At 37.5% G+C, this 15,753-nt stretch carries 17 protein-coding genes; 9 read left to right on the top strand and 8 right to left on the bottom strand.

Annotation, left to right across the window (positions count from 1 at the left end; all coding sequences use genetic code 11):
• Positions 1-124 precede the first annotated feature (124 nt).
• Entirely contained in the window at positions 125-1,519 is a 1,395-nt protein-coding gene (locus CA730_RS03980; protein WP_096664256.1) for an AAA family ATPase, read from the top strand.
• Positions 1,519-2,082: a hypothetical protein gene (locus CA730_RS03985; RefSeq protein ID WP_096664259.1), complete on the top strand. Its 564-nt coding sequence runs from the start codon at positions 1,519-1,521 to the stop codon at positions 2,080-2,082. Before CA730_RS03980 ends, CA730_RS03985 begins: the two co-directional genes overlap by 1 nt.
• A 176-nt stretch (positions 2,083-2,258) precedes the next feature.
• Here the strand turns inward: CA730_RS03985 and CA730_RS03990 are convergent, their stop codons facing one another.
• Entirely contained in the window at positions 2,259-3,374 is a 1,116-nt protein-coding gene (locus CA730_RS03990) for an ABC transporter permease (protein ID WP_096664262.1), read from the bottom strand.
• An 85-nt stretch (positions 3,375-3,459) separates the two neighbouring features.
• On the opposite strand from CA730_RS03990, the gene CA730_RS03995 reads away from it, so the two are divergent.
• The 3 genes from CA730_RS03995 to CA730_RS04005 all read left to right on the top strand — a co-directional run bounded on the left by CA730_RS03995 (position 3,460) and on the right by CA730_RS04005 (position 6,254).
• Complete coding sequence (locus tag CA730_RS03995) at positions 3,460-4,611, top strand: aminotransferase class V-fold PLP-dependent enzyme (protein WP_096664265.1); 1,152 nt, start codon at positions 3,460-3,462, stop codon at positions 4,609-4,611.
• A gap of 126 nt (positions 4,612-4,737) precedes the next feature.
• The gene (locus CA730_RS04000; RefSeq protein WP_096664268.1) at positions 4,738-5,823 is read left to right on the top strand and encodes a glycosyl transferase; all 1,086 of its coding nucleotides are present in this window, start codon (positions 4,738-4,740) and stop codon (positions 5,821-5,823) included.
• Between the two features lie 17 nt (positions 5,824-5,840).
• A complete protein-coding gene (locus tag CA730_RS04005; protein WP_096664270.1) occupies positions 5,841-6,254 on the top strand; it encodes a secondary thiamine-phosphate synthase enzyme YjbQ in 414 nt (137 codons plus the stop codon).
• Between the two features lie 217 nt (positions 6,255-6,471).
• On the opposite strand, the gene rppA is transcribed toward CA730_RS04005, so the two are convergent.
• A complete protein-coding gene (gene rppA / locus CA730_RS04010; RefSeq protein WP_096664273.1) occupies positions 6,472-7,164 on the bottom strand; it encodes a two-component system response regulator RppA in 693 nt (230 codons plus the stop codon).
• 75 nt (positions 7,165-7,239) lie between these two features.
• Here rppA and hisG point away from each other — a divergent pair, with 75 nt between their 5' ends.
• Entirely contained in the window at positions 7,240-7,884 is a 645-nt protein-coding gene (gene hisG, locus CA730_RS04015; RefSeq protein WP_096664275.1) for an ATP phosphoribosyltransferase, read from the top strand.
• A gap of 134 nt (positions 7,885-8,018) precedes the next feature.
• On the opposite strand, the gene CA730_RS04020 is transcribed toward hisG, so the two are convergent.
• Positions 8,019-9,410: a cytochrome c biogenesis protein gene (locus CA730_RS04020; RefSeq protein ID WP_096664278.1), complete on the bottom strand. Its 1,392-nt coding sequence runs from the start codon at positions 9,408-9,410 to the stop codon at positions 8,019-8,021.
• 3 nt (positions 9,411-9,413) lie between these two features.
• Positions 9,414-10,154, bottom strand: coding sequence for a cytochrome c biogenesis protein CcdA (locus CA730_RS04025; RefSeq protein WP_096664281.1), 741 nt, complete (start codon positions 10,152-10,154; stop codon positions 9,414-9,416).
• Between the two features lie 240 nt (positions 10,155-10,394).
• On the opposite strand from CA730_RS04025, the gene CA730_RS04030 reads away from it, so the two are divergent.
• Complete coding sequence (locus CA730_RS04030; RefSeq protein ID WP_096664284.1) at positions 10,395-10,826, top strand: NUDIX hydrolase; 432 nt, start codon at positions 10,395-10,397, stop codon at positions 10,824-10,826.
• Positions 10,827-10,902: 76 nt separating this feature from the next.
• On the opposite strand, the gene CA730_RS04035 is transcribed toward CA730_RS04030, so the two are convergent.
• On the bottom strand, positions 10,903-11,397 hold the full coding sequence (locus CA730_RS04035) for an ureidoglycolate lyase (protein WP_096664287.1): 495 nt from the start codon (positions 11,395-11,397) through the stop codon (positions 10,903-10,905).
• A gap of 187 nt (positions 11,398-11,584) precedes the next feature.
• Positions 11,585-11,845 carry a photosystem I reaction center subunit PsaK gene (gene psaK, locus CA730_RS04040; protein ID WP_096664290.1) on the bottom strand — a complete coding sequence of 87 codons (261 nt, stop codon included), beginning with the start codon at positions 11,843-11,845 and terminating at the stop codon, positions 11,585-11,587.
• Positions 11,846-12,072: 227 nt separating this feature from the next.
• On the opposite strand from psaK, the gene CA730_RS04045 reads away from it, so the two are divergent.
• A complete protein-coding gene (locus CA730_RS04045) occupies positions 12,073-12,507 on the top strand; it encodes a SufE family protein (protein WP_096664293.1) in 435 nt (144 codons plus the stop codon).
• A 113-nt stretch (positions 12,508-12,620) separates the two neighbouring features.
• Here the strand turns inward: CA730_RS04045 and CA730_RS04050 are convergent, their stop codons facing one another.
• Both CA730_RS04050 and CA730_RS04055 read right to left on the bottom strand, forming a co-directional pair.
• A complete protein-coding gene (locus CA730_RS04050; RefSeq protein WP_096664297.1) occupies positions 12,621-12,941 on the bottom strand; it encodes a DUF2973 domain-containing protein in 321 nt (106 codons plus the stop codon).
• A gap of 240 nt (positions 12,942-13,181) precedes the next feature.
• A complete protein-coding gene (locus CA730_RS04055; protein ID WP_096664300.1) occupies positions 13,182-13,499 on the bottom strand; it encodes a DUF2605 domain-containing protein in 318 nt (105 codons plus the stop codon).
• 426 nt (positions 13,500-13,925) lie between these two features.
• Between CA730_RS04055 and thrS the strand changes: the two genes are divergently transcribed.
• Positions 13,926-15,746, top strand: coding sequence for a threonine--tRNA ligase (thrS, locus tag CA730_RS04060; RefSeq protein ID WP_096664303.1), 1,821 nt, complete (start codon positions 13,926-13,928; stop codon positions 15,744-15,746).
• Positions 15,747-15,753: the final 7 nt, after the last annotated feature.

The following is a 15,753-nucleotide window of genomic DNA, read 5'->3' on the forward strand; positions in this document are numbered from 1 at the left end:
ACGCAAGTCTACTTCCTGATAGAATTTGATAACTCGTTCCCAGTCTCCGACGGGGAATGCCCACTAAAGGCTCTGCATTATATAATAACTTGAAATCAAAAACTTATGTATACCAAATTTACTAATGAAAATTAAAATCAAAAATCTTGGCGCTTTAAAACAGGCAGAATTTTCACTTGGTGAACTGACACTCATTTGTGGATACAACAATACGGGGAAGACTTACGCCACTTACGCGCTGTTTGGCTTTTTATATACTTGGCGCAAGATGTTTTCGATTAAAATCAACGACGACAAGATTGAGCAACTCCTTGCTGACGGTGTACTTCGTCTTGATATACAGGAATATGTTAATCAGGTTGAGCAGATTGTGACTCAAGGTTGTCAGGCATATACCCAGGAATTACCGAAGATTTTTGCAGCATCGGCTGAACGATTTAAGGAATCAGAATTTCAAGTAAGCCTAAACATAGAAAATATACGTTTATCAAAGAAATTTGATCTGGAAATTGGCTCTGGTGAAGTATCACTGTTCTCTATTACTAAAAGTGAAGAAAGCACAGAATTAGTTGCAACTTTGCTTATTGAGAAAGAGAAAGTAAAAATACCCACCGAAATTCTTAAGCGCATTATTGGCGACGCTCTCAAAGATATTATTTTCGATCCGCTTTTCCCTCGTCCTTTCATCGCCAGTAGCGAACGAACAGGTGCAGCCATTTTTCGTAAAGACTTGAATTTTGACCGCAATCGCTTATTTGAAGAAATAGGTCAGGGTGGACAAAATATTGATCGAATGGAACTTCTACTTAAAGATTATGGAGATTATGCCCTGCCAATAAAAACAAATGTAGATTTTATCCGGCAACTTGAAAGTATTGTCAAAAAAAGTAGTTTTGTTGCTGAAAATCATCCTGATGTACTGGCAGATTTCGCTGACATTATCGGCGGTGAGTACACCGTTACCCGCAACGATGAGCTTTATTACCAGCCAAAGGGTAAACGAGTTAAGCTTTCTATGGATGAAAGTTCTAGTGCCGTGCGTTCTTTGCTAGACATCGGATTTTACTTAAGACATGAAGCTAAACTTGGCGATTTACTAATGGTAGATGAACCTGAACTAAATCTACACCCTGAAAATCAGCGTCGAGTTGCACGACTTTTTGCTCGACTGGTTAACTTGGGGATTAAGGTTTTTATCACTACCCACAGTGATTACATTATTAAAGAACTGAACACCCTGATCATGCTCAATCATGATAAACCTCATCTCAAACGAATTGCTGAACAAGAAGGTTATCCTTTAGAAGAACTAATTTCTTCGGAAAAAATCAAAGTCTACATTGCAGAAGAAGCATATACAACAGTAACAACAGTGGGGGGAAAGACAAAAAGAACTAAAGGACAAACTCTGATACCAGCCGACATCAGCCCAGAATTGGGTATTGAAGCCCGCAGTTTTGATATAACCATTGAAACAATGAATCGGATTCAGGAAGCAATTGTTTGGGGTGAGGAGTAATGTCTGATATTGCTATCCTCAAAAAAATGATTAAGGAAGATGCTACAGTTCCATTAGAAGAGAAAAATGGCAAAAATATAGTTACGCTTATAGAGCCTGATCTTCCCGACTGTTGTGTAACAATTCATAAAATGCCCCATAATAATGATGTTATTATTATCAAGGCAGATAAATTTAAGTCACCAGATACAGTGTTTATTGGCTCAAAAGGTGAGTGTAAGCGTGCCGATTTTGTCATCATCGCCGATACTGGCACAAAAAAGGTAATTCTCTGTATTGAGATGAAGATGAAAACAGAGACAAGCACAGAGAAGAAAATTATTGAGCAACTTAAGGGTGCAAAGTGTTTTGCCACCTATTGTCAGAAAATTGGCAAAGAGTTTTGGGCGCAATCGACATTCCTTGACAGTTATGTTTATCGCTTCGTCACTATCAGAAATATCAACATTCATAAGAGACCAACGCGTGAGAAACAAACGCTTACTCATGATAGTCCAGAAAAGATGCTAAAAATTAGCTCTCCGAAAGGTCTTCAATTTGATCGTTTGATTGGAGGTAGATAGAAAATAGAACTGCATAAGTTATTAATAATATTATATACTGCATTGAATAATTTTTTCTACTTCCGCTTGGTATGGGGTTACTAAAAGTCTAGACATAATTGAAAACCATTGGATAAGGTTGTAAATTAAATTGAACACAGATTCCCAACTTCTTCAAAAATCGGGAATCTAACTAACTACCTTTGCAAACTGCGAGGATCAAGAGCATCTCTCAAACCATCACCTAATACATTGAATGACAAAACGGTGATAATAATCAGAATTGCCGGCGGTAAAATTAGCCAAGGTTGTAATACCAAAATAGAAGCATTACTAGCTAAAGAAAGCATATTTCCCCAAGAAGGATCAGGTTGTTGAATACCTAAACCAATTAAACTTAATACTGCTTCTGCTCCAATAAAACTAGGAATTGTTAAAGTAGCAGAAATAATGATGTAAGTTGCAGTTTGTGGTAAAACATGACGAACAATAATATAAATGGGATTACCACCCATTACCTTTGCTGCTTGCACAAATTCGAGTTCTTTGATTGATAATACCTGTCCGCGAATTATCCTCGCTAAACCTGCCCAACTAATTACAGAAGTAATCAAAATAATTAATAAAAATCGCTGAGTGCTGGTTAATTTTGGACTCAAAATCCCTGATAGTGCTACTAATAAATAAATACTCGGAAAGGTCATCAATACTTCTGCTAAACGCATGATGATACTATCAATTATTCCGCCAAAATAGCCGGAAATACCACCAATAAGCAAAGCCAATGGATAGGTAATGATAATCCCAAAAATACCAATAAACATACTAATGCGACCACCATGCAACAGCCGACTAAATTGGTCGCGTCCTTGTTCATCTGTTCCCAAAATATTCAATTTTGCGTCACCAATAACCCCAAACAAATGCCAATTTAAAGAAATACCAGGAATAATTGTGACTTCCTGCCATTTTGGTGGGAGGGAAATAGTCAAGTTGAATAATTGATATTTAGGTCCAGTCACAAATAATCTTAATGGTGAAGGTTTTGTCTGGTCTATAATTATTTTTCTTTCCCCGGTTTCTAAGTTAGTATCGCCTTGTGTTGTAGGATATACGTGGGGTCCAATAAACTGCCCTGATTGAGACACCCAATGAATTTGAGTGGGTGGGAGTAGTGAACCATTGGTTTGTGAATCATAAGGGTTATAAGGAGCGATGAAATCAGCACCAATTACTGCTAAATAGAAACATAAGAGGACAATTGCCCCAGTTCGTGCTAAAGGGTTTTTGTTGAGTCGTTGCCACCAATTCATAGTTTTTGACGTAAAAGTTAATGTTGATTAATTGTTGATAAAAGTATATATCAATAGATTAGATAAAAAACCGCAAACCTATTTTATGAATAACCTGCATCACCATCGGTCACAATTTCCCGCTTTAAGTAATAAGCTTTATTTTAACTACGGAGGACAAGGTCCAATGCCGCAAAGGGCTATGGATGCCATTACCCAATCTCAAGCACATATTCAAAGTATAGGGCCTTTTGGGAGTGATGCTTATGCTTGGATTGCACCGCAAATACAAGCCAGTCGGGAGGCGATCGCCTCTATACTAAATGTACTATCTGATACAATAACTCTCACTGGTAATGTCACAGTCGGTTGTAACATTGCGATGTGGGGCATTGATTGGCAACCCGGTGATCATCTTCTCCTTTCTGACTGTGAACACCCTGGAGTCATTGCCACCGCCCAAGAAATTGCCCGCAGATTTGCCATAGAGGTTACTACCTGTCCCTTAATGGCTACTTTAAATGAGGGGAATCCCATTAGTATTATTGCTGAAAACCTCCGTCCCAAAACCCGCTTAGTAGTTTTAAGTCATGTCCTATGGAATACAGGTCAAGTCCTACCCATTTATAAAATTGTACAAGTATGCAAAAGCAATAATTCTCTGTTATTGATAGATGCGGCTCAATCAGTGGGCGTTCTCCCTTTGGATTTAACTGCTTTGGGTGTAGATTTTTATGCCTTTACTGGTCACAAATGGTTATGTGGTCCCGCTGGTGTGGGTGGTTTATATGTGCGTCCTGAAGCCAGGGAAAATCTCTCCCCTACTTTTATTGGCTTAAATGGAGTAATTACTAATAATCAAGCCCAACCGACGGGTTGGCAACCAGATGGACGCAGATATGAAGTATCTACTTTACCAACTTCATTGTATATTGGTTTAAAAGAAGCAATTACAATTCATGAACAATGGGGAACGGCACAGGAAAGATATGAGCAAATTTGCAAAAATAGTAATTATCTCTGGCAAAAATTAAACTCTTTACCTAATGTTAAATGTTTAAAAAATTCACCTCCACAAAGTGGATTAGTTTCCTTTCAATTAACTAATCAGCCTAGTTATAAATTAGTGCAATCTCTAGAGTCGGAAAATATTTTAACGCGCACAATTGCCAATCCTAATTGCATTCGCATAAGTGTTCATTACTTAAGTTTAGAATTAGAAATTGACAAATTAATAACAGCTATAAAAGGCGACTAGAAGTCGCAGCTAAACAGACAAAACCTACCTGCGTGGGTTAAATTAGATTAGTCCGCGACGGCGGACTTCGCTTGTGTAGTAGTGATTTCCAATCGCCTAATACTATTCTTCACCTTGTTTTAAATCATGAAACGACCAACTATATACATAGCAATCACAAATCACGGTTTTGGTCATGCTACCCGCACAGCTTCCATCGCTAACACCATCCAAAAATTATATCCTGAAGTATTATTAATTCTAGTCACCACTGCACCTCGCTGGTTACTGGAATCTTATATAGAAGGTGATTTTATTTTACGTCAACGGGCGTTTGATTTAGGTGTGATTCAAGCTGATAGTTTGACAATGGATAAACCAGCAACTTTAGCAAAACTGCGAGAAATTCAAAAAAATTACCACTCCTTAATTGCTTCAGAAGTTAACTTTATTCGTCAAAATCGTGTTGATTTAATTTTAGCAGATATTCCTTTTCTGTCGGCTGGATTTGCTGAAGCTACGAATATTCCTTGCTGGATGATTAGTAACTTTGGTTGGGATTTTATCTATCGAGATTGGGGGGGAGAATTTACGGAAATGGCTGATTGGATTAGTGATTGGTATGGAAAATGCGATCGCCTATTTCGTCTTCCTTTCCATGAACCTATGTCAGCATTTACTAACATTACAGATGTAGGTTTAACTGGTGGTTCTCCCCATTTTACTATTGATGAATTACGGACTAATTGGGGAATAACCACATCCTTAGAAAAAACTATCTTAATGACATTTGGCGGCTTAGGTTTGCAAGAAATTCCTTATACTAATATCAGCAAATTTTCCGACTGGCAATTTATCACTTTCGATGCCTCAGCCCCAGATTTACCTAACTTAATTAAAGTTACAAATCGTCAATACCGTCCTGTAGATTTTATGCCGATTTGCAGAAGAATCATCTCTAAACCTGGATATGGGACATTTTCAGAAGCTACCCGTCTAGAAATACCAGTTGTCACTATTCCCCGTGATGATTTTGCCGAAGCAGCTTTTATGTTAGCCGGAATTGCTAACTACAACCACCATCAACTTCTTACAGCACCAGAATTTTTTCAAGGAGATTGGGATTTTCTTTATCAGTTACCCCAAACACCAAAGCAACCTAACATTGTCACTAAAGATGGGAATGAAACAATAGCCAAAGCTGTGATAGATTATTTAGAGACAAATATATAAACTAATCTAAACTAGCCATGACCCACTACCAAAAACTATTAAGAGTTCCCACCAATGGAAAATCATTTCACAATATTACCGCCAAAATTGAAGCTATTGTTGCCGAGTCTGGTATAGAAACTGGGCTTTGTAGTTTATTTTTACGTCACACCTCAGCTAGTTTAGTAATTCAAGAAAATGCTGATCCTGATGTATTAGTTGATTTAGCTAATTTCATGGCAAAAATAGTCCCAGAAGGAAACCATTACATTCATGATGCTGAAGGACCCGACGATATGCCAGGACATATCCGCACAGTTTTAACCCATACCTCCGAACAAATACCCATTAATCGTGGTCATTTGGTATTAGGAACATGGCAAGGAATCTATGTTTGGGAACATCGTCAACATAATAATATAAGAGAGTTAGTAGTTCATATTTCTGGATAGGATAATTAGTAATTGGTAATTCTCCTTGGATCAATAATTTACCTTTCGTTCTGATTGTAAAGCTGCCTCTACTTTCTGGTACTCTTGGATTAACTGAGGTTTTAATAAATCAGTAGAAAATCGCATATTATTTGATTCCTGCCGAATAAAAAATTTTATTTAAGATTTGTATTTACTTGATAAATAAACTAATTTCATGAGAAATATTACAGTAAACTTATTCAATTCCAGTCGAGCCAAACCGATAACCTTTACCATAAACAGTATGAATCATTGGTGTTTCACCCACTCCTTCTACCTTGCGACGCAACAGACGAATTAAAGCCGCAATCACATTACTATTAGGTTGTTCCTCATTTTGCCATAAATGCTGCAAAATTTGAGGATGAGTCAGTAATTGTCCTGAATTTTCCATAAAGTATTGTAACAACTGACTTTCTTTTTGAGAGAGTTCTATGATTCTTCCGTGACGATAAGCTATTTGATTTTCTATATCAAGTTCCAAATCGGCTACAACTAACTTTCCTTTTGTACTAGTATAAAATTCTGTACCACTACGACGTAACAAAGCCCGGACTCTTGCCAGTAATTCCCGTAATTCAAAAGGTTTGACTAAATAATCATCAGCACCCGCGTCCAAACCTTGCACTCTGTCGTCTAAAGTATCTTTTGCCGTTAGAAATAGCACAGGAACTATTTTCCCTTGCCGACGTAATTCCTGACAAATCTCTAACCCCGTTTTTCCCGGTAACATCCAGTCTAAAATCAGTAAATCATAACTGCCTATTGCCGCTAAATTACTGCCACTTATTCCATCATCAGTAGCATCAACACTGTAACCTTCACGAGTTAACAGACGACTTAAAGGGTCAGTCAGTTCGACTTCATCATCAACCAATAAAATTTTCATTATGTTAGTAGTGAGCAATATAGATATATTCTCAATATAGTGAACTGCAAACACATCAAGAATACCAAAAAAAGAATGTTAACTGTTGCAATACCAAAAGGGGAACTACTTAAACCTAGTCTCCGCATATTACAATCTGTAGGATTAGATTTTAGTGCTTTTTTAGAATCAGGCAACCGCCAATTGCAAATTCCTGATGCCAGTGGACAAGCAAAAGCGTTGTTAGTCCGAGCGCAAGATGTACCTGTTTATGTAGAATATGGTCAAGCACAATTGGGAATTGTCGGCTACGATGTCCTTAGAGAAAAACAGCCTCAAGTTGCCCAATTAGTAGATTTAAAATTTGGATATTGTCGGATGTCTGTGGCTGTAAAAGCTACCAGTTCCTACAAATCTCCTTTAGATTTACCTGCTCATGGTCGAGTTGCTTCTAAATATGTAAATTGTGCGCGAGAATATTTCCAAGGTTTGGATTTACCAATAGAAATTGTCCCCTTATACGGTTCTGTGGAATTAGGTCCAATTACCGGAATGTCAGAAGCAATTGTTGATATAGTTTCCACAGGAAAGACTTTAAAAGAAAATGGTTTAATTGAAATTGCGACTTTGTATGAAAGTACAGCCCGCTTAATTGTTCACCCTTTAAGTTATCGGTTGAATACAGGTAATTTACATCAATTAATCGAACAAATGCGGTCAGAACTTCTCACCGCAGTTTAATTGAATAAAGAGCAATTTAGTGTAAAAAAATTGTAGGTTGGTTTGTTCGCGTTAGCGTTGCGGAGCAATAGAATGAAACCCAACATTTTCCAGATTTTGTTGGATTTTCCAAAGCCTCAAGCCAACCTACATAACTATTCACTTTTTTCTGTTTTATTGAGAGAACTAATTTGCTCTAAAATTGACAAAATTTCTTGTTCAAATGCAACTTGAGCGCGGTTAGTTTTTCCCCCAATATACAAAGTTTTGCCTTTTTGTAAAGCCCAAATTTGAGAATGGGAAAAATAACTCATAACTACACCTAACATCAACAAACCAAAACCTGTATAAACAATAGGAATACCAGGATCAAATTTGATTTGTAAACCCGTGCTACCCATGATATCAAGAATTTGTAAATTTACCCCATTTACAGGGATAGACATTCCGGCACGCACAGTATTAATTAATTTACCTTGGGCATCATAAATCAATACCATACCTTGTAAATCTTTGGCTAATAGGGAAACACCTTCACTTAAATCAGGTTTAGTCGGAATCCAAGTTCCCCAAATTCTCCCTCTACCTTTGGTGTCTAATTGTACCATTGGTAATTGAAAAATTGGACTTTTATTTAATCTCACCCGAACATTAGAAATTCCCCAATCTGTTTGATAGAAAACGACACCATGATAACGGAGAGGTTTGTTAACATAAATTTTCTCATGGTTAACTTCTTGACCATCATTATTCAACACAGACATATCTGAATAAAATTGGTTAATTCCCCCCGTTGGTGTGTAATCAATCCAAAAGCGATTGATACGCACAGACCAATCTTTTAACACATCTTGAGAAGACCAAGCACCAGCATCAACAATATTTTTTACCTGGAATGTATCGCCGCTAGTAATCATTTCTTGAGCCATGAATCCCGTCATTGCTCCCCAAATTCCTCCCAGCAAAATGGCAACAATACCAATGTGAACAATGATCGGACCAATGCGCCCAACTATACCTTTACGAGCGTAGAGAATATCATCTTTTTCTTGACTTGTTTCTTGAAATATTCGATAACTTTTTTGCTGCAAAATTGGCGTAACTGATGACAAACAAACACCCTCTAATTCAGCACTCAAAGCTAACTTTGTAAAGTTGCGAGGTTCTTCGTAATATTTCCACTTTTGAGCAGCTTTGAGGGCTGGTAATTGCCGAGTAAAGGTACAAGCTGTTAAACTAGTTCCAAATAAAACTAATAAACTCAAAAACCACCAAGTTCTATATACATGATCTAATCCAACTACTTGAATAACTTTCCAAGAAAGAAAACCAAATAAAGCAGGATGTTCTGGATAATTAGATTGGTAAAAATCAGGCAATTGTCCCTGTTCAATTACTGTACCACTAACACTAAATAAGGCAATAACCAGTAATAGGATAATTGCCAACCGTAAATCAGTTAATACAGGTAAAATTTGCCGACGGATAAATCGTCCAGGGATTAACCACCAACTTAATTCTGTGGATGTTGTCTGATCTGAAGTCATTGCTTAGAAACTACCAATAGGAATGCGAGAAAGTAAAGAAAAAACACCAAAGCCTACTAATAACCCACCACTAACAGGATTGATCCAACCAGACCAACGGCGCAATTCTAATAAGTTTTTAATTGCAGCAGTAAATGTACCTGCTAGAATTAATGGAGTTACATATCCGGCTGTGTAAGAAAGTAGTAAAACAGCACCTAAAACTAAATCTTGAGTATTAGCAACCCAACCTAATAAACTAGCTAAAACTGGTGTGCTACAAGGGGAAGCGACTAACCCAAATGTTAAACCAATCAAGTATGAACGTACTCCGGCAGGTAAATCTTGAGAAATCCAATTTGTTTCATTCAAAGAAGGAAATTGTATGGGTAATGCTTCTAATAAGTTTAGTCCCATAATAATAGCGATAATGCTGACAATAATCGGTAAACCAATTCCTATCTGTCCATAGACTTTACCAACTAAACCTGCTACAATTCCCATCCCTGCTAATGTAGTTGCTAATCCCAGCGCAAACCAAGTTGATTGGGCTACTGCTTGCAAACGACTTTTCGCTTCATAGCCACCAATATAGCCAATGGTAATGGGCAGCATAGACAGCATACAGGGCGTGAGGCTGGTCAGCAAGCCAGCCAGAAAAATAATGCCAATGCTGACGAAACTCAAGTGGGTGAGTTGGTTCGCAACAAGGGTGTTGGCAAATTGTTCAAGTTCATAAATGCGTGTTTCCAGAGTTTCTAGCATGGGTATATTTACGTGATAAATGCTTACTCTGCTTGAATTTTAACGTATTTTGGGTGATGAAGTCATAAAAGTAAGTATCATACTGCAAAGTATACTTCCGGATTTTTGTGAAAAATTAATGAATTTATAGTAAAGATTACCCGAAATTGGATTAATTTTTCTGACAGTTGCCTTAATGGCACATTATCATCAAATACACATTTAAAATCAAAAAGACTCATTCAGAAGGAATCTACCACCATGACTCGCAAAGCCAACAAAGTCTTACAACAATCTGGAGTTATTCCCTATCGAATCAACGACGGAAAAGTTGAAGTTTTATTGATTACCACTCGTAGCCGTCAAGGTTGGGTAATTCCTAAAGGGGGACTTTGTAAAGGTATGAGTCCCCATGATTCAGCAGCTAAAGAGGCATGGGAAGAAGCAGGAGTTGTCGGTAGAGTCACAACTGAAGAGTTAGGTAATTATAAATATCGAAAACGCGGGAATACCTATCAAGTAAATTTATTTTTACTACCTGTAGAAATAATCTTAGAAGATTGGCCAGAAGCTACCGCCAGAGAAAGAAAATGGTTAGAGGTTAATCAAGCCGCCGAATTAGTTAAGGAAACTTCACTCAAAAAAATTATTCAAAATTCATGGAAAATAGATCAATATATGACCAATATTTAATATTCGCAATATTAGCTAGGGTGGGCATTAATCCAAGATATCCAGGTTCTTGTGGATATTCCCCACTCTACATTAGTTAAATCATCTCAAAAGCTAAATTATGACTTTTGAGAAAATTATGAGTAAAATGATCTACTACATTTGTATCACTCAATTCTAAATTGTAAAAATCTACAAACTCATGATCAAAATATGGTCCTGCGTGCCAAGTTCCCACACTTAATTTAATAAAACAATTTCCTGGAATCCGAAAAGCCGCAATTTTTGATAATACAGGTTCATTCATATTATTATTAGGTGGACAAACTGCCATTAACCAGTCTTTACCATCCAAAGAACCTAAACATTGAGTACATTTGATATGACGAGTAATTTGGTGAAATTTCCGTCCTTTTTTTTGCAATCGCATAATATAAAAACGGGGAATACCATTTTGTAAGTTTAACTGTGCATCTTCTTGATCAAAATTTTTCCCATCTTTACTTGCGTATATTACCTGTCCATAAGGTTGAAAATTTTCTGGTGTAATCAATTGAGATGGCAGTTCTTGTATTCTTGATAATGCACTCATAACTTCTTTACTTGATAGTTTACATCCCACATTCCGCACTTCATTTTGTAATACACCAAGATTACCATTATAGGGCTAATAATAGTCAGATAGCGATTCCTACGGAGCGCTTCGCTATCGCAAAGCTAAATTATAAAAAAGGGAGAAGAAAAATATATTTCTCTCCCTAATTTTTAATCAGCAGAACTTAGATTTTACCAATACTATGTAGTCCTAAAATGATACCTGCTCCCAAAATATGCCCGAAGGAAGCGGTTGCTAATACCGCAGGTAACCCAAAACCACCGAAAAATTGAGGTGCTGGTAATTCTGGTTTAGCACTAGGATACTCAATAGTAAACTTGCCAACAGCAATGGCGAAAATATTGGCAATAATCATAATTATGCCAACATTAGGACTCCATTCTAGAGATGTGGTCGCTGTAGCCAGTAAGCTTGAAGTCAACATCTGGTTTACTCCTGATATTTTCGGATGCTTGACAATATCATCCAAATATTGAGTAATAAAAATCTATATAATTGCTTACTTTGTAGCAAGTTTTAATATTTGTTTTTACTTCTTAATAGAAGCAAGTGCTGTACTCAATCACAATTTTTGATATTTGCCGCTGTCTTGATGGTATCTGGAATGGCTGGTAATTGCTAAAATAAGGGTAATTATTTCCTGGATTGATCATGTCCTCAACTCTTGATTCCTTACCGCCGGCACTGAATAAAATCGTCCACCGCTTTCAACGCGCTACAGAACCTAAACGACGCTATGAGCAGTTGATATGGTATGCTCAAAAGCTAAAAGAGTTCCCTGAAAATGGGAAAATTCCCGAAAATAAAGTTCCAGGTTGTGTTTCCCAGGTGTATGTTACGGCATCATTAGAAGATGATAAAGTCATGTTTCAGGGTGATTCTGATTCCCAGTTAACGAAGGGATTGTTAGCATTATTAATAGAAGGATTAAATGGATCAACACCTACAGAAATAGTCCAGCTTACTCCTGATTTTATTCAAGAAACTGGCTTAAATGTGAGTTTGACTCCTTCCCGCGCTAATGGTTTTTACAATATTTTCAAAACAATGCAAAAAAAAGCCTTGGAATGTAAATTAGAAAATTAGGAATTGGAGATTCGACAACTCGAATACTTTTTCAGGTTTTACAATAGACACTGGGTAACTGGGCAACCACGGGGGGTTGCCCCTACATAATTCCGAATATTGATAATGATAAATTATGCTCCTTCTGAGCGATCGCTTGTTTGACTAGGAGAGGATTCATAAAGGGCATCTAACTGTTCCCGTGCATCCTCAAGATTAATTGACCGCATGACTAACAGTGGTTCTTTAATCATGTTACCTGCGCTGTCTAACAATTCGGGATGGGAAACATACTGCTTTCTAGCTGTATAATAACCAAAGCCACCTTTTGATGATTGGTTAGCTTGATATGTCCGTTCTCTATCGAAACTGAACATGATCAGATTCCGAATTAAATTACCGACAGCCATAAATGCCAAAACGGTGAAAGCTAAAATATAAAGTAGATGTAGCATTGACTTTTCCTCCAGAACAGTACAGGTTAAAATGTTATTTCGTAAAACTTAAAACTCCGCAAATAAATGCTTCGCGGTAAAAAAGAATGTAAAATTCCTTACTTGTGCGCCTATGTTATGTGATGCAATCCTTATATTTAGATTAAGGTAACATGAGACACATTATTTTTTTATGAAAACAATGTTAAGAATTGTCTAATATCTTTACAATTTCCACCTCATTTAGATTTTGCCAGGGATTTATGATTCCTTGGATTGACCTAAACGCATTCCTACACTCCAACATTCTGTAACCAATTGATGCCAAGGTATTACAGTTGGCATATCAATTCCCACTTGGTTTTCAGTTGCTGTAAACAACATTCTTGCTGTGTTCAGTTCACATTGTGCATCTTTGACTCGTTTTAGTAAGTTTAGTTGCTCTTGTTCACTCATGAATTGGATTTTCTCATTTTCCAGGATTTGACGATATCGCTCAAACCAATATTGAAAATCTTCTAACAGCGGTTCTAAGACTGATTTCAGTAAATCAGCACTTGGTAAATTCGAGTCCCCCATATATGAGAAGCATATTTCCTAATTCTTTTTTTATATTAACGTCATTTACGATTCTTAACAATCAGTTTATAACTTCCCACACAAAAAACTCTGTAACTTGGTATCTAAGGCACGATTATATAAATTTGGCAATAGCTTTGTAAAGCTCCTTAGGAGTAAGTGTTGATACCTCTAAAGGAGGAAATCAGGAGTCAGGAGTTCAGGAGGAAGAATAGTTTTCACCAATGACCAATGACCAATGACCAATGACCCGTTCCCTATTCCCTGACAACTCGATGGAATTTAATTTTGTCTTGTATGGCTTTTAGCAGCAGTCTGTGATTGAGCTAAATTAGGAGAAACCATAGCCAGTGGACTATTATTTATTTTGTAAAGATATTTTTTGTCAAGTTTATTTTTAACACTTCGCCAAAAGTTTAACAGCCAATGTCGCCAAATCAAGAAACCCCAGCCGTCGAAAAAATCTATTTACCCCGGACCAGCGAATCAGAAACTTTAAAAAAGATTCGCCATACAGCTTCTCATATCATGGCAATGGCAGTACAAAAGCTGTTTCCCAAAGCGCAAGTCACAATTGGTCCTTGGATTGAGAATGGGTTTTATTATGACTTTGATAGTCCAGAACCCTTTAGTGATAAGGATTTGAAAACCATTCAAAAAGAAATGGTGAAGATTATTAATCGCAAATTGCCGTTAATTCGGGAAGAAGTCAGCCGAGAAGAAGCACAACGCCGCATTGAAGCTATTAAAGAACCTTATAAGCTAGAAATTCTGGCTGACATTAAACAAGAACCTATCACGATTTACCATTTGGGAGATCAATGGTGGGATTTGTGCGCGGGTCCCCATTTGGAAAATACCAGCGAAATTAATCCCAAAGCTATAGAACTAGAAAGTGTTGCTGGTGCTTATTGGCGGGGAGATGAAAATAAAGCCCAATTGCAGCGTATTTATGCTACAGCTTGGGAAACTCCCGAACAATTAACTGAGTACAAACGCCGCAAAGAAGAAGCTTTACGCCGTGATCATCGTAAACTAGGGAAAGAACTAGGATTGTTTATCTTTTCCGATTTAGTTGGTCCTGGTTTACCCTTGTGGACTCCGAAAGGAACTTTGTTAAGAACGATTTTAGAAGACTTCCTCAAAAAAGAACAATTAAAACGGGGTTATTTACCTGTTGTTACTCCCCACATCGCTAGAGTTGATTTATTTAAAACATCTGGACACTGGCAGAAATACAAAGAAGATATGTTTCCTTTAATGGCTGAAGATGAGGAAGCAAGAGCCATAGAACAGGGTTTTGTTATGAAACCGATGAACTGTCCTTTCCATATACAAATATACAAAAGTGAATTACGCTCTTATCGGGAATTACCGATGCGTTTGGCGGAATTTGGTACAGTTTATCGTTATGAACAGTCGGGAGAATTGGGTGGTTTAACCAGGGTGCGCGGTTTTACGGTTGATGATTCTCATTTATTTGTGACTCCTCAACAGTTAGACAGTGAATTTCTCGATGTTGTAGATTTGATTTTGAGCGTTTTCAAAAGTCTGCAATTAAAGAATTTTAAAGCTAGATTGAGTTTTCGTGACCCAGCCAGTGATAAGTATATCGGTTCTGATGAAGCTTGGGATAAAGCGGAAGGGGCGATTCGTCGCGCTGTGCAACAATTGGGAATGGAGCATTTTGAAGGCATTGGGGAAGCGGCTTTCTATGGACCTAAGCTAGATTTTATCTTCAGTGATGCTTTGGAACGAGAATGGCAATTGGGAACTGTGCAGGTAGATTATAATTTACCTGAACGGTTTGATTTAGAATATGTAGCTGAAGACGGTTCGCGTAAACGTCCGGTAATGCTTCACCGCGCACCGTTTGGTTCTTTGGAAAGATTAATTGGGATTTTGATTGAAGAGTACGCGGGTGATTTTCCCTTGTGGTTAGCACCGGTGCAAATCAGGTTATTACCTGTTGGTGATCTTCAGTTATATTTTACCAAAAAAGTGGCAGCGAGGATGGTTGCGTTGGGTATTCGGGCAGAAGTAGATTTGAGTGGCGATCGCCTTGGTAAGTTGATTCGCAACGCCGAAAAGGATAAAATACCTGTCATGGCGGTGGTTGGTGCGAAGGAAGTAGAAGCCAACAGCTTGAGTATCCGTACCCGTGCTTCTGGGGAATTGGGAGTCATAACTGTAGATGAAGTTGTGAATAAAATCACAGAAGCAATTGCCAACTTTAGCAACTTCTAAAAAATTA

The sequence above is a fragment of the Dolichospermum compactum NIES-806 genome (genome assembly GCF_002368115.1).
GTDB classification, from domain to species: domain Bacteria; phylum Cyanobacteriota; class Cyanobacteriia; order Cyanobacteriales; family Nostocaceae; genus Dolichospermum; species Dolichospermum compactum.

Excerpts from the sequence above, each read along its gene's own strand:
- rppA (WP_096664273.1), bottom strand. The coding sequence starts at position 7,164 with ATGAAAATTTTATTGGTTGATGATGAAGTCGAACTGACTGACCCTTTA.
- CA730_RS04035 (WP_096664287.1), bottom strand. The coding sequence starts at position 11,397 with ATGAGTGCATTATCAAGAATACAAGAACTGCCATCTCAATTGATTACA.
- CA730_RS03990 (WP_096664262.1), bottom strand. The coding sequence starts at position 3,374 with ATGAATTGGTGGCAACGACTCAACAAAAACCCTTTAGCACGAACTGGG.
- CA730_RS04050 (WP_096664297.1), bottom strand. The coding sequence starts at position 12,941 with ATGCTACATCTACTTTATATTTTAGCTTTCACCGTTTTGGCATTTATG.
- CA730_RS04055 (WP_096664300.1), bottom strand. The coding sequence starts at position 13,499 with ATGGGGGACTCGAATTTACCAAGTGCTGATTTACTGAAATCAGTCTTA.
- CA730_RS04030 (WP_096664284.1), top strand. The coding sequence starts at position 10,395 with ATGACTCGCAAAGCCAACAAAGTCTTACAACAATCTGGAGTTATTCCC.
- hisG (WP_096664275.1), top strand. The coding sequence starts at position 7,240 with ATGTTAACTGTTGCAATACCAAAAGGGGAACTACTTAAACCTAGTCTC.
- CA730_RS04045 (WP_096664293.1), top strand. The coding sequence starts at position 12,073 with ATGTCCTCAACTCTTGATTCCTTACCGCCGGCACTGAATAAAATCGTC.
- CA730_RS04005 (WP_096664270.1), top strand. The coding sequence starts at position 5,841 with ATGACCCACTACCAAAAACTATTAAGAGTTCCCACCAATGGAAAATCA.
- CA730_RS04025 (WP_096664281.1), bottom strand. The coding sequence starts at position 10,154 with ATGCTAGAAACTCTGGAAACACGCATTTATGAACTTGAACAATTTGCC.
- CA730_RS04020 (WP_096664278.1), bottom strand. The coding sequence starts at position 9,410 with ATGACTTCAGATCAGACAACATCCACAGAATTAAGTTGGTGGTTAATC.
- thrS (WP_096664303.1), top strand. The coding sequence starts at position 13,926 with ATGTCGCCAAATCAAGAAACCCCAGCCGTCGAAAAAATCTATTTACCC.
- CA730_RS03995 (WP_096664265.1), top strand. The coding sequence starts at position 3,460 with ATGAATAACCTGCATCACCATCGGTCACAATTTCCCGCTTTAAGTAAT.
- CA730_RS03985 (WP_096664259.1), top strand. The coding sequence starts at position 1,519 with ATGTCTGATATTGCTATCCTCAAAAAAATGATTAAGGAAGATGCTACA.
- CA730_RS03980 (WP_096664256.1), top strand. The coding sequence starts at position 125 with ATGAAAATTAAAATCAAAAATCTTGGCGCTTTAAAACAGGCAGAATTT.
- CA730_RS04000 (WP_096664268.1), top strand. The coding sequence starts at position 4,738 with ATGAAACGACCAACTATATACATAGCAATCACAAATCACGGTTTTGGT.
- psaK (WP_096664290.1), bottom strand. The coding sequence starts at position 11,845 with ATGTTGACTTCAAGCTTACTGGCTACAGCGACCACATCTCTAGAATGG.